This is a genomic window from Desulfosporomusa polytropa, assembly GCF_055380075.1.
The window spans coordinates 4,058,203-4,080,776 of sequence record NZ_AP042400.1 but is presented as its reverse complement, the minus strand read 5'-3'; the positions used below and the strand labels follow the sequence as shown (position 1 = coordinate 4,080,776).

Below are 22,574 nucleotides of genomic sequence, written 5' to 3'. Positions count from 1 at the left end.
TAGCTTCTGGGGCAACAGAAAAATATGTTGATATTGTCGCTCGTAGCTTGAAAGTCCTAAAGTTTACCGTGTAGTGCAAGGCAAGTAATTTTATAATAGTAAGTGTGCTTGCTTTGGCACGCTTTTTGCATTTATAAATGGATATAACAAATAAGGTGTTCTGTTAAGCAAAAAAAGTAGGAGGAATATACATGAATATGCAAGGTAGAGCCACTAGGTATGAAGTCAATTTAGATACCCTCAAGCTAACCGATGTAATCGATATTGATTTTCTTCAAAAATTTCAGGATGATTTTGCCAAAGGTGTTGGTGTAGCCAGCGTCACAGTTGACCAGAATGGCAGCCCGGTAACTAAGCCCAGTATGTATACTAGATTCTGTACAGACTATACTCATTCCACAGAGTGTGGTGACAAGCGTTGTGCAGAGTCTCACCGCAAGGGCGGTGAAGAAGCAGTGCGGACCGGTAAGCCTTTTGTGTTCGAATGCCATGCAGGGTTGATTGACTTTGCTGCTCCGATAATAATCGAGGGGAAATTGCTGGGTACAATCCTAGGCGGCCAAGTTCTCACATCCAGTCCTGAGGAAGAAAAGTACCGAAGAATCGCTGGCGAAATTGGTGTTGACGCTAACGGTTATATTGAAGCTACCAAGGAAGTACGCATCCTGTCAAGAGAAAGCATTGAAGCAGCTGCCAATGTACTTTTCACAGTTGCTAACAACATGTCCAAGAATGCTTTTCAGCAGCGAAAACTCAAAGCGGTAGCCATGATATTGGATGACAGTCTTCATCAAATTTCGGCTACCATGGAGCAACTAGCCGCCTCCGCCGGTACGGTAAGTGATAATCAGGCTAATCTAAATTCTGAAATTGGCAATGTAAGCACTGTTACCGGTGAAATTAATAGTGTTATGGATCTTATCAAAGAAATCGCTGATGAAACCCGCCTCCTGGGTTTAAATGCAGCCATTGAAGCCGCCAGAGCAGGTGAGGCCGGTCTTGGCTTCGGCGTTGTGGCACAAGAGATTAGAAAGCTATCAGCAGACTCTAAAGCAACAGTTGGTAAAATCAAAGAATTTACAACTCTAATAAGAAATTCTGTTGACCGTACTGTTGCTATGGGCAGCGACACGGCATTAACAGTGGAACAACAAGCAGCCGCTATTCAAGAGGTAACTGCCAGCGTAGAGGAAATTACCAGCATAACCGAACAATTAACGGCTTTGGCTAATGAGACCTGATCTAAGAAGAAAGGAGGAATAAGCTTATGGCAAGTATCCAGCTAGTCATTTTTGATATTGACGGCAGCGAATATGGCATTGATGCCTTAACTGTTAATGGAATTTTACGAGCTCAAAAATATAAAATACAAAAAATACCTGGACTTCCCCGCGAAATAGAAGGTATGATCAATCTCCGCGGACAAGTCAACTACATCTTTAATTTACGAAACAAATTTGGATTAGAAGAAATTCCCAATGCGGAGGAAACTAAATTTATCATGTTAAATGTAGATGGACAGGTTGTCGGCTGTATTGTCGATGAAGTGACAGATATTGTTCATTTTAACGATGAAGAATTACAGGCGGCACCCACCCTGTCCAGCAGTCTAAGCATAAGCTACATAAAAGGAATCGGCAAAGTGGATGAACGTATGATTATTATTTTAGATCCGGTACAGCTACTATCTACTGCAGTTGATTCAGCGCAAGAAACCAAGCTCTTAAAACTATCGGATTTAGCAATTCCCTCTTAAAAACGGAAAATCTAGCGAGAATTTCTTGCACTCTACGGAAACGCTGTTTATCCCCCCATTAAAAAGAGCATTCCCAGCGACTATTATGTTGCTGGGAATGCTTCTTTTATAATATATAGTACGGTTTTCACAATTTAATCTACAAAACGATTCCGGAGTAGAAATGTGGAAAAAAACAGCATTGCCGCGATAAGGATGATCGTTGCACCTGTTGCGGTATTCCAGTAGTATGACAGGATTAATCCAGCCACGCCTGCGAACATGGCAAACAAAACAGAAACAAGATGATATTGCCGTACATTGCTTGTTACATTGCGCGCAGCGGCTGCTGGTAAAACCAGCATAGAATTGATAATCAACAGTCCTACCCATTGGATGCTAATGGCGACAACGATAGCTAGGGCTGATGAAAATAATATTTCGATAAGTAACGTATTAATACCTCGGCTTGCTGCCAACGATGGGTTTATGCTTATGACAAGTATTTTATTAAATATGGCAAGCCACAACAACACGATGCCAATAAACACACAAAAAAGCATACCAAGTTCACCTGGGGTTATACTTAATAAATCGCCGATCAGATAGGATGAAAATTTAGCAAAACTACCGCCATGAGACATAATCATTAAACCTAAGGCGATAGCTGTGGATGAAAATACTCCGATAATGGTATCTGTGGAAACTCGGCTCTTGTTCTTAATAACAGTAATTGCAATTGAAAAAAATAAAGAAAATAGGACAAGCGCTGTAAGAGGCTTAATACCACCTATTAGAACTCCGATGGCGATACCGGTAAAGGCCCCATGACCAAGTGAATCAGAGAAAAATACCATCCGGTTGCTAACGACCATGGTGCCCAGCAAACCGAAAAGCGGAGTAACTAGCAACACTGCAAGTAGCGCATTTTTCATAAAATTATGGCCCAGCCATTGAAAAGGAAGAATGAAGTTAATCAAGTCATACCACAAATCTAACATGAAGAATCCTCCTTGTTAGATGGAATTTTATCTTGCGCATTATGCTGCACTAGCATTCCAAACACATTTCTTGTCCGAGGATCATTAAATACTTCTTCTGGTGTACCATTGCAGATCACTGTTCCATTCAAGAGAACCACTCTATCTGCATATTTTGCCACCAAGTTAAGGTCATGAGAGATTAAGATAATGGACAGATCATGGTTTGCTCTGAGATCTGAAACGATATTATAAAATAGTTCTAAGCCGTTTTGATCGATTCCGGAAACTGGTTCGTCCAGCAGCAATAAGTCGGGTATAGGTTCAAGCGAGAGTGCTAACAATACTCGTTGCAGTTCGCCGCCTGACAGCGCGCCCAGTCTGCGATCAATGAGATGTTCTGCTTTTACTTTTACAAGAATTTGACTGACGCGCTCCCGGATACGTTGGGAGCTAGTTAGCCAGCAGGGAATGTTTGTTAGATAGGCGGTAAAAAGGTCAAGTACACTGGTCGGGGTACTAAGATCAAAATTTAGGTATTGGGGAACATACCCAATCAAAGGGTGTCCACTATGGACACCCTTTGCATCAAAATATTTTAGTGCTCCTGAATGCTTCACTTCACCAAGTATTGCTTTCAAAAGCGTACTTTTGCCGGCGCCATTAGGCCCGATCAGCGCCGTAAGTTCTCCGCAGTGAATATGAAGATTTACATCTTGAAATATCTGTGTGTTGCCAAAAGCAACGTTAAAATTCTCGATTTTAGTGCAGCATAACCGACCGCAGTCACTTTCGCTGTGAGAACAGGTATGCCAATTATTTTCTATCATTGTAAGGCCCCTTGTAATGTTTTTAAATTATTTTCCATTACCCGGATATAAGCATCATAAGCGTCAGGTTTGGCTTCACCAGTTACCACTGGATCAAGAGTATAAACTTTTGCGCCTGTTTCCTGTGCAATTGTTTGAGCAGCTTTTGATGAATACTGCGGCTCAGCAAATAGTGCTTTGATATGAGATTCCTTTATTTTATTGATGGTATCCTCTAATTCAGCTGGGGACGGCTCGGAGCCAGGCTCTCTTTCAATAACCGAAACAATATGTAGCTTAAACTCCTCAGCAAAATAGGGAAAAGCCTCATGGAAGGTAATGATATCCTTATTTTGGATACCATCCAGTGATTTATGCATGGTATCTTGCAAAGCTTCCAATTTTTTCACGTATTCAGCCGCGTTGTTTTTATACTGCGCGGCATTTTGAGTATCTACCGCCGCCAGTTGTTCGGCGATGTTTTTGACCTGAAGAATGGCATTAGAAACACTAACCCATACATGAGGATTTTCTTCCCCGGTCTCAGCTTTTAGTAGTTCAAGGTTCTTGCTGGCATCAATTATTTTTAATTGCGGTTGTTGCTTTATTGTCTTATCTAAAAAAGCTTCCATACCTGCTCCATTGATAACAAAAGCATTTGCTTTTTCAAGCGTTTTTAAATCTTCTGGAGTCAGTTGGTAGTCATGTAGGCAACCAGTCTGCGGCTTTGTCATATTGATGACCTCAACGCCGGGAACGCCTTTGGTAATGTTAATGGTGGAAATATACATGGGATAAAATGATGTCACTATCGTAAAATTCTTTTTGGCCCCCGCATTATTGGCGTTTGTCTGACTATCTGAAACCTTACTTTGGCTACAACCAGCCAACATAGCGGAACTGATGACCGCTATTAACACTAACTTCACTATTTTTGCTAACATTACAATACCTCCAATATACGAATAATCTTAAATAGGAATAACATCAAATAGGAATATTACTATCTATAGTATATGTGACAATTTTTTCCTAGTCAAGTGCAATTTTTGATTGGCGTTATCTTTATTTTATTGTGCTCTTACATTTTTGGCAGTAGCCATAGATTTCAAGAGAATGCCTGGTAACCTGAAATTCCGAGCCTGCGGCTGTTTGTAGACTCTTCTCATCAACCGGACAATAATCCAAACAATTTGTTTGCCCACAACCGAGGCAGACTAGGTGATGGTGGTGGCCATCAATGGACAGCTCGAAGACTTTTACATCTTTTCCTGCCAGGGTAATCTGGTTTACAAGTCCAATGTCGACAAGCAGATTGAGATTTCTATAAACAGTATCCAATCCCACGTCGGGATTGGTTGTTTTGATATCGTTAAAAACCTCTAAGGCAGTAGGAAATTTAGTAAAGTTGAGCAAAGATTGGATTACGGCTCTGCGCTGTGGAGTAATTTTGCAACCTCTATCCTTAAGTTTTTTGATGATTTTTTCCAAGTATAACACCATCCCAAATAATAATATTATTATTTATATGTTACTATTTTAATAGAAAATGAGCAAGGTTTATGGGAATATTGGTGAAAAAGTTAGCGGCTGGCACAAAGCGGTCGCTAACTTTTTTAGTCTACCAGAATTTATAACAAAATTCTGTTGACATAAGAACGACTAAGGCTTCTGCCGGCGACGCACCCGGATGGTGCTAGTGCCGATTGCGCCATGGATGGCATAGCAATTCGGCCGTCCTGAGGGACTTGGCACAAGCCAAGTCTTTTCTTATCAAATATGATGAGAGAAGAATATCGAGCCTGCAAAATATAGGAATTTTCAAAATATTAACACTGTAAAACTGTGGTTTAATAGGAAAAAAGCAGTAGCGTGTCGAAGGAAATACGGTATTTAATAGGTTTGCTTAGCGCTATGTTTAGTCTATTAATAGGGTGATAGAAGGGCGGGGTGAATTTGTTTGTTACTAAACAATAGACTAATTGAGAAATTGCCGATATTTCGCAATATCAATACAATTATTGTAGCATTTGGTGTGTTTTTGCTCTGCTTTATCTGGCTAGGCCTAGGTTACAAAGTGCATAATGAACGTCAAACGGATATCGAAAGTGCGGTGAAAGAAACTGCTAATTTTGCCCGGGTATTTGAGGAACATACCATAAACACCATCACCGCAGCTGACCAGAGCCTATTATTTCTTAAATATCAATATGAAAAAGAGGGGCAATCTGTCAATATCGCTCAGAACATTGGTGATGGCAGGGTTATCTCGCGGACTTTTGTTCAATTGAGTATAATCGATGAAAATGGTGATTTGGCAGATAGCAGTCCAGTGTCAGTTATTTCCTCAAATGTAAAGGATCAGGAGTACTTTCGTATTCATGAGCAAAGTGACAGTAGGAAGCTGTTTATTAGTGAACCGATAGCAGGGCAGCCCTCAGGCAAATGGTGGATTCAAATGACGCGGCGAGTGAATAAGCCGGATGGTTCCTTTGGCGGAGTGGTTGCGATAGCGGTCGATCCCTTCTATTTTACTGAATTTTATAAAGACGTTGATTTGGGACAGAATTCATCCATTGCCCTCATTGGGCAAGATGGTATTGTGAAAGCCAGGCAGTCAGGACAGCTTAGTTCCAGTGTGGGAAAGGATATTACAAACAGTGTCTTAATGCAAAAATTGAGGGCAAAGGAGACTGGTTATTTTACCGAAATGAGCCCGCTTGATAGTGTTAAACGTATTTACAGCTATCGGGCCTTATCCAATTACCCGCTGGTAGTAGTGGTAGGCATCGAAGAATCTGAAGTATTGCATAATCTTAATCAACGTGTTTGGGATAATTGTTTGCTGGCAACCTTGGTTACGGTGGTTATCCTTATCTTCATTGTCATTTTGTTGGCATCTATGCTAAGGCAGCGGCGGGCAGAAGCAGGTCTTGTACAAGCACAGAATGATCTTGAACTTAAGGTGGAGCAAAGGACGCGGGAACTTAAAAATGCGCAAATCCGGATTTTCTATCAGGAAAAAATGGCATCCATTGGGCAACTTGCCGCCGGTGTTGCCCATGAGATCAATAATCCGTTAGGTTTTATCTCCAGCAATTTTGAAAGCCTGCAGAAATACGTAGTACGGCTTAAAGAAATAATAGCTGCTTATCAGGAATTGAATACCAAGGTAATGACTGAACAACATTCGTCAGCTAAAGAAGTAGCAGAGCAAATTACTGCCTTAGAAAAAGAGAAAAAACTGAAGCATATTCTTAAAGACCTGGAGCCGATATTTACAGAGACAGGGGAAGGGATTGATCGGGTGGGTCATATTGTTAAAGCATTACGGTTGTTTTCGCGCGTGGACCAACAGGCTAAGCTGGAAGAGTATGACTTGAATGAAGGCATCTGCAATTCACTAATTGTAGCTAAAAACGAGATAAAGTATATTGCTGCGGTGAGGAAGGAACTGGCTGAAATACCGTTAATTAAGGCGGTGGGTGGGCAAATCAACCAGGTACTGCTTAATCTGATAATTAATGCCGCTTATGCTATAAAAGACAAAGGACAGGAAACGGCAGGGTTGATTACAATTAAAACTTATATTGAGGGAAACTATATCTGTTGTTTGATACAGGATGACGGAATCGGCATACCGGAAAGTGTCAAACCCAATATATTTGATCCCTTCTTTACCACAAAACCGGTTGGTCAAGGCACTGGCTTGGGACTTAGTATTTCTTATGATATTATCGTGAATAAACACCAGGGAAAAATTATTTTGGACAGTATGGAAGGTATTGGTACTACCTTTTTTATCATGCTCCCATACGATTGTCGGCAGTAAAATGAAAGGCTTAGGTGGTGAGTTTATGAAAATACTGGTTGTTGACGACGAACGATTTAATCTGGCCATTGCGAAAGAGATCATCACAGCTAATATTGAGAAGGCGGAAGTACTCTTATGCACTTCGCCGGAAGAGGTTATACCATTGCTTGCACAAACGCCTATTGATATTATTTTGCTGGATATTGTCATGCCTAAACTCAATGGGATCGAGCTGTTGAAGCAAATTCGGAGCAAGGAAGAGTATAAAGAGATACAAGTGCTTATGTTTACTGGCGTGACCAATAAAGAAAGTTTTCGGCAATGCTTTGAGTTTGGCGCAAATGACTATATTGGCAAACCCATTGATGTGACTGAATTTGCGGCAAGAATGCGAGCTGCCGTTCAAACAAGGAAAAACTTATTAAAGCTAAAAGAGGCGCAATTTTATCTTCTTCAGCAGGAAAAATTGGCTTCGCTAGGGGAAATTGCCGCTGGAGTGGCCCACGAAATTAACAATCCTATCGGCTTTGTCAGCAGTAATCTAGAGACAATGGGGAAATATACTGTAAAACTGCGAGACCTGATTGTAGCTTATCGAAAGTTGCTGGAACTTGTTGCAGATGAACATAGCAGTAGACAAGATTTGCTGCAGGAGAAGCAGCAGATTGAGGAATTAGAAAAAAAGCAAAAAATCAATATGCTGCTGGCCGATTTGGAACCGATTATTACTGAGTCTAAAGACGGTATCAACAGGGTGTCCCAAATTGTCAAAAGCTTGCGCAATTTTGCCCGAATAGGAACAGAAGCGGAAAGATCAACAAATATTGTGAGCGATATTGTGGATGAAGCTTTGTTAATTATGCGCAATGAAATCAAGTATACGGCTCAGTTGAGAAAAAATCTTAGTCCGGTTCCTGATGTTATCTGTAATAAAGGTCAAATTGCGCAGGTGCTGATTAATATTTTCAGTAATGCTTCGCAAGCAATCAAAAGCCAGAACCGGGATGAGATGGGCAATATTCTTGTTGAAGTTTACCAAGAAAATAATTATGTTGTCTGTAAAATTACCGATGATGGACCAGGAATCAAGCCAGAACATCTTGCCCGAATCTTTGACCCCTTTTTTACCACGAAAGATGTTGGTAAAGGGACCGGTTTGGGGCTTAGTATCGCTTATGGCATCATCAAAGAGCATAGTGGAGAATTTTTGGTAGAAAGCCAATGGGGAGAAGGTGCTTCCTTTATTATCAAACTCCCCTGGCAGGAAGCTGTGTAAAACTTTGGTTTGGCTATTATTTTGAGAAGGCAGGTGGTATTGTGGAAAATCGGATTCTCTTTGTTGATGATGAAAGATCTATTTTGCGATCTATTGAACGGTTGTTTTTCGATTGTGATTATGAACTATTTGTTGCTGAAAGCGGCGAAGAAGGGTTGAAAATCATGGATGATAACCCTGTGGATATCGTCGTATCTGACATGCGCATGCCAGGAATGGATGGTCATCAATTTTTGAAAAGAGTAAAAGAATTATATCCGGCGACAACCAGGTTGATATTAAGCGGGTATGCAGATGAAAAGGAAATTCTTAATAGCCTAATTGATGGTTCGAGTAGTGTATATTTGTTTAAACCCTGGGATGGCGAAGAACTTGTCAATAAAATCGAAAGAATATTTGAGGCTAGACAGCTTATCAGCAACCCAGCCTTGATGAAGATTGTCAATGGTCTGGGGAACCTATCGGTGGTTATAGGTATTTATGGAGCAATTAGCCAGCTGATTGAGCAGGAGGCTGATATCCAGGAGATTGCCAAGGTAATTGAAACTGACCCGACGGTGACAGCTTCGGTCCTTCGGGTAGTGAATTCAGCTTTTTATAATGTCAAAACCGGTTCTGTTGTGCAGGCGATTACCTTTCTCGGGTTACCTGTTATTAAAGCTATTGTGTTGTCCTGTAGTTTGTTTCAATCAACCAATAGTAAAGTACCGTTACTTAGTATGAGTTCGTTGGCGCGCCAAGCCATGATAACCAATTTGTATATGACCAATATTTACTCGCAATTATTGAAGAAAAAAGTACCTGATACCCTGTCAACTGCTGGTTTACTGCATAACTTAGGCTTATTGATGTTGCTGCATTATTTTCCGGATAAATACAAAGGTGTTGTTGAAAAAGTTCAGAGTCAGGAGGGCGAGGGGCTGTTAGCTGCTGGTGAAAAAGAAATATTCGGCATAACTCATGCTCAGTTAGGCGGACATTTGCTGAATTGGTGGAGTATTCCGTATGCTACGGTTGAGTGTGCTCTGTTTTATCAGGAACCGCTGCATCAGGCTGTGCTGGGCAAGGAAGCGGTTGGTGTTATTCATCTTGCCAATTACTATACCTGGAAGCAAAACGTGCCTTTTTTGGCAGGTAGTTTGGACGACCGAGTTTTTTCTGTTCTGGGTATTAAGCAGCAGGCCTGTGAGCAACTGATTGCTGAAATAAAATGTTCTAAGGGTGGAGTATAATGGAAAACGAAAGAGATACAGTTTTGTTTGTTGATGATGAGCCCTCAATTCTGAATGCTATTTTCCGGGTAACTGCCGATGAACAGTTTAAGGCGATTTTCGCCAACAGTGCCCAAGAAGCGTTACAAGTATTTGAAAAACACAAAATCAGTGTTATTGTTACTGATATGCGCATGCCGGGAATGGATGGTTTAGCATTGCTTAAAATTATTCGGCAGCAATACCCTGCCACTATGCGAATGGTTCTTTCCGGGTATACTCAGATTTCGCAGGTGTTAGCAACAATAAATCAAGGGGAAATATTCCAATTTGTTCCTAAACCTTGGCAGATGGCGGAAGAACTGCTTATGCCTATACGGCGCGCTATTGACAGGTATAATCTGGAATTGGAGCGTCAAAATTTGCAGAATAGCTTGGCGAAGAAAAATCAGGTTTACCAAAAAATACTACACGAGTTGGAGCAAAGAAAAGCAAACGAAAAGAAAGAACTAATTAACTTAAAGCGGCTCAATCACTGGATATTTGATTTTTGGAAACGGCAAAATGGCATGCTATCGGGAAAGACGGAAGTCGATAGAGAAGTAATCGACAGGTATGTTGATCTTATCGAAGAAATTCAGCTGATGTATATTGGCATATTGCCTACAGTTTGTGAGAATAAAACACTAGCAGAGATGCTAGGCAGTATTAACAGGGAATGTGGTGGACGAATTGCTTTTGACGCTTTTGACGAAAGGCAGCAGGATACTAGAGTGCTTGCCGGTTACCCTAGCTTTTTGGCAATGACCTTTAAAATTCTTGTTTATCTGCTTGCGCCGAACAGTCAGTCGTCACTTGCCTGTGATGTGGCAGTTAATACGTCGGATGAGGGGCCGCCTTTTGTTGAATTTAGTCTAAGGCAGCCAGCACAGATGGTTTTGCCTATGGAACAAGGCCGACTTAAAATAGGTTGTTCATTGCTTAATGAAATCGGTAAAATTTATAATGTTTTGCTTATAACAAAAGTAACAGACGATAATTTTATTTTAACCAAAGTGGTTTGGCAATTGAGCTAGTATAATAAAACCAGGGCTGCTCCGAAGATTATTCTTTCGGAGCAGCCCTGGTTTTATTATAGTTCGGTATTCAAAATAGACATTTCGTGAGATGTAGTGACTTAATTCCGTGAATACCAAAACAAATAAACAGAACAAAAACGAACTAAACAGAACTAAAGTGAATAAAAAGATAAAAATATATTGATTTATGTTTATTTTAGTAGTAATATGACTATTAAGGAAAAAAGTAACTTATTACAATAATATGATGATTGAAGCAATTGCGGTGGCCGATGAGTGATTTTTTGTTGGAGGAAAATATGAGAAAACGATGTCTGTCGTGGATAGTGCTTGTTGTCTTTATTCTTGTTGTTTTAGCAGGGTGCGGGAAACAAAATAGCGTGCATTCTGAGGTGGCAGTCGAGGCAAATGGTGGCAGAGTTATTACCGACATGGCTGGCCGTAAGGTTGCATTACCACAAAAAATCCAGAAGGTATATCCGGTGTCGCCGCTGGAGGCGGTGCTCCTCTATACCATTGATCCTGAACTCTTGGCCGGTTGGGGCTATCATATGGATGCTGATCAGTCAGGCTATATTTTGCCAGCCTATAAGAACCTGCCGGTTTTGGGTTGGATTTCTCGTGGTTCTACTGGCAATCTTGAGGAAGTTATGAAGATCAAGCCAGACGTTATCTTGATGGCGGACGATATAAATCAGGTCAATAAGAATTTCGCGGATGAGCTGGAACGATTGACAAAAATACCAGTAGTCATGCTGGATAAAGAAATGACTAATATGGAGCAGACCTATGTAGTTGCTGGCAAGGTACTTGACCGCGAGAAACGGGTGGCCGAGCTTGCCGCCTATTGCCGGGAGACCTTCGGGATAGTGGCCGAAAAAAAAGCGCTGCTCACAGAACGTAAACCGGTGACGGTTTATTATGCAGAAGGTCGCGGTGGTTTAGAAACCGAGCCGCGCGGCTCGTGGCACGCCGAAATCATTGAATTCGTCGGCGGGGTAAATGTTGCTGAGCCTGGTTTAGCGAGCAGTGGAAAAATTGGCCGCAGTCCGGTGTCACTTGAACAAGTGATGGCCTGGAATCCGGAGGTAGTATTAATAGGTTATTTTCGTGATGGCGAGAGCAGTAGTTTTCCGGCGATCATGAGTGACAAGGCGTGGCAGAATATCAAGGCAGTTCAAGACCGCAGGGTGTATGAAATTCCTACCGGTCCCTTTAACTGGTTTGACCGACCACCGGCGGTAAGCCGTCTCATCGGCATCAGATGGGTAGCCAATTTGTTGTATCCTGAGGTATATCCGTTCGACTTTCGTTTTGAAGTAAAGCGGTTTTATGCATTGTTTTATAACTACCAACTTTCTGAGGCTGAGTTAGACGAGTTGGCAGCCAGAACGCAAAGAAAGTGAAATACATGTGTACCTGCGAGGGAGCATGCAGAAAGAGAGGGTTGAAATGAAGTGCAATTATTGTGAATGGCGCTGTGAATTGGGCGGCGGCAGCTATGGTGTGTGCCGTATGTATCAGGAAGAAGACGGGGTGATACAAGAGCGTTTTCCGCATAAGTGGTGCACATATGATATTTCACGGATTGAATCGGTGCCGTTTTACCATGCTTATCCAGGCAGTAGATGTATGACAATTGGTACAACCGGGTGCAACATGAAGTGTCGGTACTGCGTTAATGCGTTTATTGCCAAAGAAGAGCCGGCTGCACTTCAGAATAAAATGTATGCGTTTAGTCCGGCAGAACTTGTCCAAATGGCGGTTAAACGCGGGTGTCATTCGATTATATTTAATGTTAATGAACCGGCTGTTTCACTGCCTTCGCTGCTGGCGGTTTCAAAGGAGGCCCGCTTGGCAGGAATACCAATGGGCTGTCTTACTAATGCTTATACTACGGAAGAAGCGACAGAACTTTTAGCCTCGGTATTTTCGTTTGTTAATGTGAGCTTAAAGGGGTTGGCGCCTGATTTTTGTCGGGAGTATTTGGGAATTCCAGAGGTTAAGCCTGTACTGCGAAATATTGAAAGACTGGCAGCAATGACCCATGTGGAAGTTACAACTCCGGTAATACAGTCAGTCAATGATAATGAACTGGATCAAATTGCGGCTTTCCTGGCTGATGTTGACAGGGAAATCCCATGGCATGTTTTTCGGCTGTTACCAGAATACAAAATGAAGGAAGCCGAATACCCCAATATTGAGGCAATAAATGTAGCGCTGGAAAAAAGCCGCCGATTATTGCCTTATATTTATTTTCATAATTTTGTTGGGTCTGACTGGGTCAATACGCTTTGTCCCCAGTGTGGCAGTGTGGTAATAGAACGTTTTAGTTTAGGGTGCGGCGGTGATAAGCTGGATCGCTATAATTGCAAGGATAAGACGTGTCCTGACTGTGACTATAGGATTAAGCTGCATGGTGAACGCATTGTGTGGAATGCGCAAGGGGGACAGCTATGAGCTTAGCAATTATTGATGCAAGAGAATGGCAGAATATGTTTGATCTTAGGACCGGGCAAAAACGGCAGGATAATTCTCCGAAAATCAAGATGGTAAAAACGGTACTGAATGCGCATCCATTTCCCGGCGATACCGATGAACGGAGCAACCAATGGGTGACCGATACGGCATTAGATTTAGTTGAACGGTATGAGCCGAATTTTGTTTTTTTAGTCTATGCACAACAGTATTATTCTTTTCGCTTTGAGCGCCCCGGAGAGGCCAAGCGTGAACAGCTTATTGATGCTGTTTTTGATGAAGTGGAACGATTTAGGGACGAATCGGGATTTTTTCCGGTGGTTGTGGGCACAGGTGACATGATTCCGGTAAATAATTATATCGATTTGAGCAGGCTGGAGGGCTTGGCGGTTACTAGCCACTGGCTGACGCGGTATGCCGGACTTTATGGTATGAGTCCGGCGGATATGCGCTATTTGCAGGAGCTTGCCGAGATTGAAAGGTTGGTTAGCAAAAAAGAATTTATGTCTTTGTTTAGTGAGGAACCGGTAGATGCCGACCGATTGCCGGAATACCTGGCAGTAGCCCGCGAGGGGTGCTGCTTCAGGTCGACATTGCTGCGGCAGCCGGTTATGATACCATCCCATAATTATTTTATTCCGGTATCGGCGGCACTCGGTGATGTCAAGTCCATCACCGATATCAGTGGCGGCATTGACGCTATTTTAAAAGAAAAAAAAGTGGCGCTCATTGTAGTCGAGGGTGTGGGAATCAGGGATTTCCGCCTGCCCTATACTGCGTGTGCTAATGGTAAAGGCTGGTATGGTTACGAGAATGGTGAGGCGCAGTTTTTGACTATAAGCACAGGCAAACATCAGGTTTTTGCATATCCTCCCGGCAATAGAACGTATTTGGAAGATGATGAAAATAAGGGATATCCCTTTTCGGGGTATTTTACCTCGTTGCCAGGCGGTACGATGGGAGAACGGTTTGGCGGTAAGAGTATTGCTGTGGGAAACCGGAGCATGTTTATGCATACAGTGACAGGCGCAGACATTGCGATTGAATGTTTTGCCAGAAATTTGGCTAACCAGGGATGCATGGGTGTAATTCATCGATAAAAAATAGGTGCGCGAGGATGATGAAAATGGAATTTGAAGGTTCAGCAGATTGGAAAAAAGTGGTGGAATTTCACGGGCATGTATGTCCGGGGTTGGCCACCGGCTATCGTCTGGCCAAGGCAGCGCTGGCGGCGCTGGGGTATCAGGACCCGGAAGAGGGTGATTTGGTGACAATTGCTGAAAGTGATCGTTGCACAATCGACCCCTTTCAGATTGTGCTTGGCTGCACCATTGGCAAGGGCAAGCTATACATACATTCTACCGGCAAACAGGCTTTTACTGTGGGCTGTCGGCAAAGCGGCAAGGCCGTACGGGTGATTCAATTGCCACACAAGTATTCAGCGGAAAGTGATGCATTAACGAAACAGGTAATGAGCGGCAGGGTGTCAGATGACGAGTATCGTCGCTATAAGAGTGAGCGTGAGGCGCGAATACGGGAGATACTGACAGCACCGGACGAAACGCTGCTGAAGGTGGAACCAGTTACTGTCGTTCTGCCGGAAAAGGAAATGATCTATAATTCGCCGTGCTGTGAGTATTGTGGTGAACAAGTGATGGAACCATGGACAAGGCTGCGTGAGGGTAAGATCGCATGTATTGCCTGTGCAGTAACAGTAACACGGTAGTTGCAAATGCAAATAAATGTAACACATTGTATCTAGGAGGAGGCGATGAATATGGGAAATGGCCTAACAACAACGAGCCAGGCAAATATGCCGACAGACCGGATTAACGGAGCTAGCACGCGGTCACGGCGGACGCGCGTTGGGATGTTAAAGGTTTCGGTAATGCTGGCAGTGCTTGTAATCGCCTTTTTCGGTTCCTTTTTAATTGGGCGATACCCGGTTGCGCCCGATATGGTGTTGGCTATTCTCGGGTCCAAGGTGCTGGCGTTGCCGCAGGTTTGGACTGACACCATGGAAACGGTTGTACTGGAAATACGCTTGCCGCGTATTGCAGCTGCCTTGCTGGTGGGCGGGGCACTGGCGGTTTCCGGGGCAGCTTATCAGAATTTGTTTCGTAATCCTTTAGTAGCGCCGCACCTATTAGGTGCTACCTGGGGGGCCGCTTTTGGTGCAGTGCTGGGTATGATTCTTCACTTATCCTGGATATGGGTGGAGGCAGCGGCTTTTGTTTTTGGCATGGTGGCTGTTTTCATTGCGGTTGCCGTTAGCTCGTATTTCGGCAATAAGTCAATAATTTCATTAGTGCTTGCCGGGATTGCGGTCTCGGCCTTCTTTCAAGCGCTCACTTCGGTTCTAAAATATCTCGCTGATCCGATGAATACTTTGCCGGAAATCAGCTTTTGGCTGATGGGCGGGCTATCGAAGGTCAAGGAGCAAGATGTAGTATGGTCGCTGGTTCCCATACTTGTTCCGATGGTAGTACTGTATCTCATGCGTTGGCAAATTAATGTACTTAGTATTGGCGAAGAAGAAGCACATACGTTGGGTATTAATATCCGGCGTACCCGCTTAGTGGTATTGGTTTGCGCGACATTGCTGGCTGCTGCAGCCACCAGTCTCGGCGGCATTATCCAATGGGTGGGTTTACTGGTTCCCCATGTGGCGAGGATGCTGTTCGGGGCAAATTTTGCAATAGTGCTGCCGGCGTCATTGGTCATCGGCGGTACGTATATGTTGATAATGGATAATTTAAGCCGCAGCATAGCTTCGCTGGAAATCCAGGTGGGTATTCTTACGTCTTTAATTGGTGCGCCCTTTTTTGTATTTCTACTGGGTAGAGCCAAAAAGGGCTGGGAGTAACTGCATTTTCCAAAAAAAATGGAGTTTATTACTTGTCACAAGAAAAGGGGTGTGTAGTTGTGAATGAGATAACGATAGCGGATGGTAGTGCTATTCAGCCGATAGGGTATGTGGAAAGCCCCTGGCAAAGTACCATGGCTGTCCCGCTTGGCGGGGTAGCAGCAGTGATTCATATTAAGCCAGAATATCAGCCTGCGTTGTATCGCATTGGTAATCATAGCCACCTGTGGATTTTGAGTTGGTTTGGGCAGGCTGACAGGTCGGTGCTGCGGGTTGTACCGTCAAAAGTTAACCCGGATTTACCGGAACATGGTGTTTTTGGACTGCGGAGTGCGGCACGTCCCAATCCGATTGCCTTGACTTTGGTTAAATTGGAAAAAGTTGAGAATGGTCGGCTGTATGTGCATAATTACGACGCGGTAGATGGGACATTAGTACTGGATATAAAACCGTATTTTGAAGCAGATATTGTTTTTTCCCCGACAACTCCATATTTGCCGCCAAGGGAATACCAAACGCGTAAGGCGTCATTTTATAAGCAGGCGTTAGCGCATCATGGCGAACCATGTCTGGGTTTAGAGCTGGCGGTAAAGATGGTACTGCTGGCGGAAACGCATTTTGGACAAATTCAGTCACCAGATCTAAAGCTGAAGGTAGACGGAGACGCGTGTCTGGCTGATGTTCTCCAGGGCTTGACCCGGGCGCGGCTGGCTAATCCTGCTCGCTTTTTATACCAGAATAATCCACTCTATAACAAGGTGCAGTGGATGAAAAACGGCAAGAACCTCACGTTAACAGTGCGGCCAGATGTTGATTTGAACACAGTAAGTCAGTTGTCAGAGCAGGAACTGTTCATCCAAGAATAATTTTTGCAGTAAGTGCTAAGGAGATGGTCGGTATGTATGACGTCGTGGCAAAGGGCGGGGTCGTGTTTTGTGTCATTATTGCTTGTTCGCTGCTGGCGATGACAGTTGCGATTCAGCGTTGGTGGTTTTACCGCTTGGTAGAACGGGAAGACAGTAAGTATATGCCGGGGTTAAGCCAGGCTGTTGCCGCCGGTAATACCCGGCCTTTTGGCGATGGCGACGGGCCGCTGGCAAGGTTATGGGCTGTCATGCAGGATTTCTGCACGAAAGCAAGTGATGAAATGAGTGCTGCCGCCGAAGTGGTTCTGGATAAAGAGAGTTTGCGGTTAGAGAAATATTTATACATATTAGCAACAATTGCCACTATTGCACCACTGCTTGGCTTATTAGGCACAGTGCTTGGGATGATTAAAACCTTTCATGTTGCGGCAATGAGCGGGGCAGGTAATCCTCAATTATTGGCTGAGGGTATTGCTGAAGCCTTATATAATACGGCGGCCGGTTTGTTTGTTACGATATTTTGTATTGTCTGTCATAATCATTACCGCAACTGGTCGGCACGGCGGCTGTGTATGTTGGAGACTAGAATGAAAGAATTCAAGTCATTGTTGCTAAAAGGGGGAAATGACAGTGGCCAATAGACCGAGGCGGCAACAAATTGGGGTGCATGTTGATATGACGCCAATGGTTGATGTAATGATGCTGCTAGTCATTTTTTTCATGATGACAACGGCTTTTGTTACCGTCTATCCTGGCTTTGCTGTAAATTTACCTCAGGCGTCTGCGGAAAAACAGGCAGAAAAACAGATTGTGGTGTTAATTGCTAAGGATGGACGGATTGCGGTGAATGGTCAGCCGGTAGCTAAAGAGCAATTAGCAGCAGCGGTAAGCGGCATGGGGAAAAATACGGTATCCATTCAGGCCGATAAGGAAACCAGCCACGGGCGAGTGGTGGAGGTTATGGATGAAATCCATAAAGCCGGGGTATCTAAGCTGGCGATAGCTATCGAAGAGAAAGGAAGATAGTGAATATGCGGGCGAACGTATGGTGGGCAGCCTTTGCCTTTGCTGTTATCTTTCATATCGCAGGCCTAGCCGTAGCGGGTCAGGGAATATTGGGGGAAATAGCCCTGGAACCTCAAATAGAATATATGGAAGTCGAGTTGGCAGTGGCACCACCTGCTCCAAAACTGGCGCAGCCCCAAGCCCCGGCTCAAGCTCAAGCCCAAGCTGCACCAGCAGTGGCCGAGCGTCCAAGTAGTAGCATAATCAACAATGTTGCCGAATCAGTCACTGCACCTGTGACAAATCCGGTTTTTGCGGCAAGTGAGGATAGGAATGCTGCTCCCACTACAGTTGCAGATGCATCTGGGAGCGGGACTGGGCCAGTTACAGCAACAAGCGGCGGTTTTGGCGACGTGACAGGAACAGGGGTGACGGGAACCGGCGGGTCGGGCAGTGCGGCTGCAGCCGCGCCGCCGAGTGCGGAACAGGAAGTTGACAGCCAACCGTATGTGATAGATGCACCTTTGCCAGAATACCCGTCTGAGGCCAGACTTAATAAATGGCAGGGAAGAGTGATCGTCAGAGTTTTGGTAGAAGCTTCGGGACGAGTGGCAGATGCCCAGGTAGCCAAAAGTTCTGGGTATAATGAATTGGATCAGGCGGCAGAAGAGGTTTTATACCGATGGCGCTTTAACCCGGCTTATCGAGATGGTCAACCGGTGACGGCCTGGGTAAAAGTACCAGTCTCCTTTAAGCTGACTAGGTAAATAAATCATGAGGGAGGGATAAACTTGCTTGCAGTAGAGAATATCAGTTTTGGTTACCCATCAGCGGGTGAGTTACTTACAGATCTTTCTTTTTCTGTCAGTAAGGGAGATGTTGTTTGTCTCTTAGGGCCAAACGGCGCCGGTAAAACGACGTTGCTGCGGTGCTTGCTAGGAATTGCCGAGCTGCGGACAGGCAGTATAAAAATTAGAGGCCGCAAAATCGGTGATATACCAGCAAGCGAGCTGGCTAGTGATATGGCCTATGTACCACAGGCGGCGACAACCGTATTTCCGCACAGGGTGCTGGATATGGTTGTTATGGGGCGCACACCGCATATTGCCTTTACGGCTGTTCCTACTGACGAAGATTATGCTTTAGCGGAAGCGGCGCTAGTGGAATTGGGTATAGCGCATTTAGCTGATTGTTTATTTAGTCATATCAGCGGCGGTGAACGGCAACTGACACTCATTGCCCGCGCGCTGACGCAACGTGCCGGGTTATTAATTATGGACGAGCCGACGTCCAGCCTTGATTATGGGAACCAGGTTCGGATACTGCGTGTCATTGACAGACTGGCAAAACAGGGATATTCGATTATTATGACATCGCACTTTCCTAATCATGCTTTTTTGTTGTGCAACAAAGTGTTGATTATGAAAAACGGCAAGATTACGGCAATGGGTACTCCGGAAGAGGTTGTTACTGACAGTATTCTAAGCGATCTGTATACAACGAGGGTTAAGATCGTCGATATTGACGACGGGGTATCAAAACAGCTGAAGGTTTGCGTGCCGCTATTAGCGTAAGGCGGTAGCAATAACCGGCAATAACGGGTTTTTAACCCGCTGAGATAAAAACTTAACATTTGCCTTGGAAATAAATATAACAGCGAGGCTCTTGTTGTATATCGATTAGGGAGGCGTTTCGTGTGAAGAAACAATGGTTTATTATTGCTCTCGTTTTACTAGTGTACTGTCTTGTGATACCGAGTGCTGTAGTTCTTGCAGCCGAAAAACAACCCGCCGTTGATAATGATCAAATCATTGCAGATTGTACTATCACTATTGCCGAGAATCCTTATGATGCATTGGCTTATTATAAACGCGGTAAGGCATACTTTGTGCAAAAACAATATGATTTAGCTCTCAAAGATTATAATCGAGTAATCGCAGCCGCCTATTTGGAGCGTGGGTATCTCTACGAGAAAGAAGGCGAAGCTGATAAGGCGATTGAACAGTACCAACTCTCTATATATAATGATCCTACCTATGAGGTAGCTTATGATCATCGGGGATTTATGTACAATAAAACTGGCAGATATGATTTAGCGCTTATTGACTGTACTAAAGCTATTGAGCTTAATCCTAAGTATCCTGCAGGGTATTTAAACAAAGGTACAGCCTATGAAAAGCAACATTTATATAAAGAGGCAATTGAGACATATCGCAGCATGTTGCAAAATGTACCGCTAGAAGATGTGCATCATCGAGACACAGCTATAAAGCGTATCCAAGCATTAGGTGGGAATGTCTAGTTGTTCTTGTTCTTCGCGGCGAGTGGTAAAGGTGGTGACACTAGGGGCGTTAATCCTGATAGCCGAGTTGGGTATACGTGGGTTTAGGGGAGAAATTTGTAAGGAAGAAGGTATTGCATATGCGAAAAAGTTTAAAAAAAATGGTCATCCCATCAGCAGTTTTCGTTTGTTTGTTAAGTTCATTCAATTTTGCCCAGGCAGAAGAGTCCAAGGAGGCTACTCTTGATGAAGTGCAAGTCCGTTCGACAGTATTAGCAGACTATCTGGTGACGACAGAGGTCATTACGGCCGAGAAAATTAAAGAGATGGGCGCAACCAATTTGGCAGAGGCAATTAATAGCGTTCCAGGGTTGTATATCGTTAATGGCGATAAAGGATCTCGTCTGGCGCGCATCCGTGGTGCTGCAGCCGACCAAACGAAAGTCTACATCGATGGCATGCCCGCATTCCCTCTGTCTGGCATTGCTTCAAACTCTGCCTCTGATTTGGAAACCATACCGGCTGATAACATTGAGAAGATTGAGATCATCAAAGGGCCTGGTCCTGTACAATACGGGACAGATTATAAGGGCGGCATTATTTTAATTACTACAAAAACGGGACAAGGCCCTGGTCAATTCAATCTTAATATGTCAGGCGGCTCACATACTAGTTATGATAACTATATCTCATACAGTGGCAGTGACAACAATGCCAGTTACTACGTAACCGCCGGCAAAAAACAAGGCAATAGGGAATTGAGCAATACTGAATATGACACAGATTATTTCAACGGTAAAATCAAATGGAATCTCAACAAAGATACTGATTTGACACTAAGCGGCTACTATATGAATACAGACCGCGAGATAGCGAATAGCATTGACCAAAGTACCGGTCAGGAAACGAGCGCTACTGGTAATAAATGGTCGGGAGACACGTTAGTAAATGGAAAGTCGGACGTAAAAGACTGGAAATATAAGGACTTTAAGCAGACTAACATTGCCTTGCAGTTAGATCAAAAAACCAGTGACAAGTTTAAATATAATATGAAATTATACCATGTAACAGATGGAAATGACCTGTGGGTATATAACGGAAATAACGCCGCTAAACATATTAATACCGCTACCCATCCGACCTGGTATCGTAGTACCTGGACTTCTGAAGGGAACGGTATAGAATTTACTGGTGATTTACAGACTGATCGGAATAATACGATAACTTTTGGTACAAAATACAACAAAATTGACTGGGATTCTGATGACGTCCTTGGTGTTAGTGATGGTGGTACCGATAAACGTACTGGCTATTATATTCAGGATAATCTGAGGCTTGGTGATAAAACCGAGCTTACGCTGGGAGTGCGGTATGACGAGGTAAAGCAGACGTTCAAGAGTGTCGATGATGCGGATGATAATGCTACTGATCCGGTTCTAAATATTACCCATAAAATGGATAAGCAAAATACCTTACGCTTTTCTGCAGGTAAGTCGCATATCTTTGCTACTGCTAAACAAATGGCAGGTAATGTTGTTAAAGGTGTGGATATCCCTGATCCTGAAAGAGCAAAAAACTATGAATTAGGCTGGAAACATGATTTTGATGAGAAATCATCGCTGGATGTTGCGGTTTTTAATAATAAAATTACTGATCGCATCGACAAAAATTCGGATAAGAGCAGCGCGTTATATGGCTTATATTACAATATTTCAAAAACGGAGATACAAGGCGTAGAATTGCAGTATAATCGGTCCTTTTCAAAACGACTGAAGGGCTTTGTCAATTATACCTATCTGGATTGTAAGGATACTGATGCATCCGGGGCTGAAACCAGATCAACCAATTTGCCGGACAACATGGTTAACTGGGGCTTAACCTATACGGTAAACAAGTTCCAGGCGAGCGTTCTTGGTCAGTACCTCGGCAACATGCTAACCACCGATAAAACCTATAAAAAACTTGACAGCTATCACACGGTAGATCTTAATTTTAACTATCAAGAAAATAAAAATCTCGGATATTTTCTGCATGTAAATAATATTTTCGATACCGATTACTGGGAAAAATATGACTCCCCAGGTGATGGAATCAATTTTATGGCTGGTGTTACTGTTAAAATGTAACCTTAACAGTAAAGAGAAGGAAGGCTCCCGGTTTCTCGGGAGCCTTCC

22 protein-coding genes are annotated in these 22,574 nt (G+C 43.6%); 18 read left to right on the top strand and 4 right to left on the bottom strand.

The annotated features are described in order from the left end of the window. Positions 1–191: 191 nt before the first annotated feature. A complete protein-coding gene (locus ACZ449_RS20800; RefSeq protein WP_464257967.1) occupies positions 192–1,241 on the top strand; it encodes a PocR ligand-binding domain-containing protein in 1,050 nt (349 codons plus the stop codon). A gap of 26 nt (positions 1,242–1,267) precedes the next feature. Beyond that, positions 1,268–1,756 carry a chemotaxis protein CheW gene (locus ACZ449_RS20795; protein ID WP_464257966.1) on the top strand — a complete coding sequence of 163 codons (489 nt, stop codon included), beginning with the start codon at positions 1,268–1,270 and terminating at the stop codon, positions 1,754–1,756. Between the two features lie 134 nt (positions 1,757–1,890). Here the strand turns inward: ACZ449_RS20795 and ACZ449_RS20790 are convergent, their stop codons facing one another. From ACZ449_RS20790 to ACZ449_RS20775, 4 genes are all read right to left on the bottom strand, one after another. Next, positions 1,891–2,736 carry a metal ABC transporter permease gene (locus ACZ449_RS20790; RefSeq protein WP_464257965.1) on the bottom strand — a complete coding sequence of 282 codons (846 nt, stop codon included), beginning with the start codon at positions 2,734–2,736 and terminating at the stop codon, positions 1,891–1,893. Further along, positions 2,730–3,545, bottom strand: a complete 816-nt coding sequence (locus ACZ449_RS20785) for a metal ABC transporter ATP-binding protein (RefSeq protein ID WP_464257964.1) — start codon at positions 3,543–3,545, stop codon at positions 2,730–2,732. The genes ACZ449_RS20790 and ACZ449_RS20785 overlap by 7 nt, the downstream gene beginning before the upstream one ends. After that, positions 3,542–4,468: a metal ABC transporter substrate-binding protein gene (locus tag ACZ449_RS20780; RefSeq protein WP_464257963.1), complete on the bottom strand. Its 927-nt coding sequence runs from the start codon at positions 4,466–4,468 to the stop codon at positions 3,542–3,544. Before ACZ449_RS20780 ends, ACZ449_RS20785 begins: the two co-directional genes overlap by 4 nt. A 121-nt stretch (positions 4,469–4,589) precedes the next feature. Next, positions 4,590–5,015, bottom strand: a complete 426-nt coding sequence (locus ACZ449_RS20775) for a Fur family transcriptional regulator (protein ID WP_464257962.1) — start codon at positions 5,013–5,015, stop codon at positions 4,590–4,592. Between the two features lie 469 nt (positions 5,016–5,484). Here ACZ449_RS20775 and ACZ449_RS20770 point away from each other — a divergent pair, with 469 nt between their 5' ends. The 16 genes from ACZ449_RS20770 (at position 5,485) to ACZ449_RS20695 (ending at position 22,526) form a co-directional block, all read left to right on the top strand. After that, entirely contained in the window at positions 5,485–7,356 is a 1,872-nt protein-coding gene (locus ACZ449_RS20770) for an ATP-binding protein (protein ID WP_464257961.1), read from the top strand. A 25-nt stretch (positions 7,357–7,381) separates the two neighbouring features. Continuing rightward, positions 7,382–8,614, top strand: coding sequence for a hybrid sensor histidine kinase/response regulator (locus ACZ449_RS20765; protein ID WP_464257960.1), 1,233 nt, complete (start codon positions 7,382–7,384; stop codon positions 8,612–8,614). 41 nt (positions 8,615–8,655) lie between these two features. After that, positions 8,656–9,846 carry an HDOD domain-containing protein gene (locus ACZ449_RS20760; RefSeq protein ID WP_464257959.1) on the top strand — a complete coding sequence of 397 codons (1,191 nt, stop codon included), beginning with the start codon at positions 8,656–8,658 and terminating at the stop codon, positions 9,844–9,846. Beyond that, positions 9,846–10,901 (top strand): response regulator, encoded by a 1,056-nt coding sequence (locus ACZ449_RS20755; protein WP_464257958.1) that lies wholly within the window; start codon positions 9,846–9,848, stop codon positions 10,899–10,901. Before ACZ449_RS20760 ends, ACZ449_RS20755 begins: the two co-directional genes overlap by 1 nt. A gap of 302 nt (positions 10,902–11,203) precedes the next feature. Continuing rightward, the gene (locus ACZ449_RS20750) at positions 11,204–12,310 is read left to right on the top strand and encodes an ABC transporter substrate-binding protein (RefSeq protein ID WP_464257957.1); all 1,107 of its coding nucleotides are present in this window, start codon (positions 11,204–11,206) and stop codon (positions 12,308–12,310) included. A gap of 46 nt (positions 12,311–12,356) precedes the next feature. Next, positions 12,357–13,364: a radical SAM protein gene (locus ACZ449_RS20745; RefSeq protein ID WP_464257956.1), complete on the top strand. Its 1,008-nt coding sequence runs from the start codon at positions 12,357–12,359 to the stop codon at positions 13,362–13,364. Then, the gene (locus ACZ449_RS20740; RefSeq protein ID WP_464257955.1) at positions 13,361–14,482 is read left to right on the top strand and encodes a hypothetical protein; all 1,122 of its coding nucleotides are present in this window, start codon (positions 13,361–13,363) and stop codon (positions 14,480–14,482) included. Before ACZ449_RS20745 ends, ACZ449_RS20740 begins: the two co-directional genes overlap by 4 nt. Before the next feature lie 17 nt (positions 14,483–14,499). Next, positions 14,500–15,108 carry an FmdE family protein gene (locus tag ACZ449_RS20735; protein WP_464257954.1) on the top strand — a complete coding sequence of 203 codons (609 nt, stop codon included), beginning with the start codon at positions 14,500–14,502 and terminating at the stop codon, positions 15,106–15,108. Positions 15,109–15,159: 51 nt separating this feature from the next. Continuing rightward, on the top strand, positions 15,160–16,248 hold the full coding sequence (locus tag ACZ449_RS20730) for a FecCD family ABC transporter permease (RefSeq protein ID WP_464257953.1): 1,089 nt from the start codon (positions 15,160–15,162) through the stop codon (positions 16,246–16,248). A 32-nt stretch (positions 16,249–16,280) separates the two neighbouring features. Beyond that, the gene (gene tsaA, locus ACZ449_RS20725) at positions 16,281–17,114 is read left to right on the top strand and encodes a tRNA (N6-threonylcarbamoyladenosine(37)-N6)-methyltransferase TrmO (protein ID WP_464257952.1); all 834 of its coding nucleotides are present in this window, start codon (positions 16,281–16,283) and stop codon (positions 17,112–17,114) included. Between the two features lie 32 nt (positions 17,115–17,146). After that, positions 17,147–17,755, top strand: coding sequence for a MotA/TolQ/ExbB proton channel family protein (locus tag ACZ449_RS20720; protein WP_464257951.1), 609 nt, complete (start codon positions 17,147–17,149; stop codon positions 17,753–17,755). Then, a complete protein-coding gene (locus ACZ449_RS20715) occupies positions 17,745–18,140 on the top strand; it encodes an ExbD/TolR family protein (RefSeq protein WP_464257950.1) in 396 nt (131 codons plus the stop codon). The genes ACZ449_RS20720 and ACZ449_RS20715 overlap by 11 nt, the downstream gene beginning before the upstream one ends. 5 nt (positions 18,141–18,145) lie before the next feature. Next, positions 18,146–18,886 (top strand): energy transducer TonB, encoded by a 741-nt coding sequence (locus ACZ449_RS20710; RefSeq protein WP_464257949.1) that lies wholly within the window; start codon positions 18,146–18,148, stop codon positions 18,884–18,886. Positions 18,887–18,910: 24 nt separating this feature from the next. Beyond that, complete coding sequence (locus ACZ449_RS20705; RefSeq protein ID WP_464257948.1) at positions 18,911–19,693, top strand: ABC transporter ATP-binding protein; 783 nt, start codon at positions 18,911–18,913, stop codon at positions 19,691–19,693. A gap of 122 nt (positions 19,694–19,815) precedes the next feature. Further along, on the top strand, positions 19,816–20,421 hold the full coding sequence (locus ACZ449_RS20700; protein WP_464257947.1) for a tetratricopeptide repeat protein: 606 nt from the start codon (positions 19,816–19,818) through the stop codon (positions 20,419–20,421). 119 nt (positions 20,422–20,540) lie between these two features. Next, positions 20,541–22,526 (top strand): TonB-dependent receptor, encoded by a 1,986-nt coding sequence (locus ACZ449_RS20695; RefSeq protein WP_464257946.1) that lies wholly within the window; start codon positions 20,541–20,543, stop codon positions 22,524–22,526. Positions 22,527–22,574: the final 48 nt, after the last annotated feature.